This window comes from Allobosea sp. CRIB-10, from assembly GCF_900112185.1.
Classification (GTDB): Bacteria; Pseudomonadota; Alphaproteobacteria; order Rhizobiales; family Beijerinckiaceae; genus Allobosea.
Genome location: NZ_FOKP01000069.1, coordinates 1 through 1,231 on the forward strand (window position 1 = coordinate 1; position 1,231 = coordinate 1,231).

Below are 1,231 nucleotides of genomic sequence, written 5' to 3' on the forward strand. Positions count from 1 at the left end.
TGGACGGTCCCCGGTTTCGTGGACAAAGCCGAGCCTCACGCCGACGCGCGTTCGAACGCTTCGGGACTGATGCCGCCGAGATGGCTGTGACGGCGGGTTCGGTTGTAGAACGTCTCGATATAGTCGAAGACATCGGCGCGCGCCAAGGCGCGGGTCTTGTAGATGCGTTTCTGGATCCGCTCCTTTTTCAAGCTGCTGAAGAAGGATTCGGCGACCGCATTGTCCCAGCAGTTGCCGCGCCTGCTCATACTGGTTTCGAGCGAATGGGCAGCGCAGAACCGTTTGAAGTCGTCGCTGCCATACTGGCTGCCCTGGTCGGAATGCACCAGGACACGCCCGTCGGGTTTGCGGCGCCAGACCGCCATGAGCAGGGCATCGAGCGCCAGTTCGCGGCTCAGCGTCGGTTTCATCGACCAGCCCACCACCTTGCGGGCGTACAAGTCGAGCACCACGGCCAGGTATAGCCAGCCCTGCCATGTCCGGATGTAGGTGATGTCGGTGACCCAGACCTTGTTGGGCGCGTCCACCGTGAAGGCTTGCTGCAAACGGTTGGGCGCGATGAGGGACGGGCGGCCGGCAAACGGCCGCGGCTTCCTGTAGCCACGGACGGCCCGGATCTTGTGGCGCCGCATGAGCCGCTCGACACGATGCAGGCCGCAGGTCTCGCCCACTTCCCGCAGGTCGCCAAACACCCTTCGGGCCCCGTAAATCTCGTGGCTGGCCGCGTGGGAGTCCCGAATGAGCTCCAGCAACCGGGCATCCTCGGTGTCGCGATCCGACACCGGAGCATGAAGCCAGGCATAGAATCCGGCCCGGGCAACCCGCAGGACACGGCACATCAGTGTGACGGCATAGTCATGCCGATGCTCGTTCATGAAGCGGTACTTCACTCGGGTTGCCTGGCAAAGTACCGCGCGGCTTTTTTTAGAAGATCGCGCTCCTCTTCAACCCTGCGCATCTCAGCTCGCAGCCGGAGGATCTCGCTTCTGGCTTCCAGCAACTCCTTCGATTGCTGCTCGGTTCTGTCGGGTGAAGCGGCCTTGACCCACTTGTAAAGGCTGTGTGCCGAGACGCCCAGACGCGCCGCGACATCAGGCACGGAGTAGCCCCGCTCGGCGACCTGTCTGACCGCCTCCTCCTTGAATTCCGGTGCAAATCTCTGCGAACTCATGACCAACCTCCTATGCTCAAAGGATAGGTCGGCGATGTCTAACGGACCGGGGGCAGTCCA

1 protein-coding gene is annotated in these 1,231 nt (G+C 62.6%); it reads right to left on the reverse strand.

All coding sequences use genetic code 11. From position 1 onward, the window contains the following. Positions 1 to 35 precede the first annotated feature (35 nt). A protein-coding gene (locus tag BMZ69_RS30910; protein ID WP_210188136.1) for an IS3 family transposase occupies positions 36 to 1,171 on the reverse strand; the annotation gives its coding sequence in 2 pieces (ribosomal slippage) (positions 36 to 919 and positions 919 to 1,171; 1,137 coding nt in all). Positions 1,172 to 1,231 lie beyond the last annotated feature (60 nt).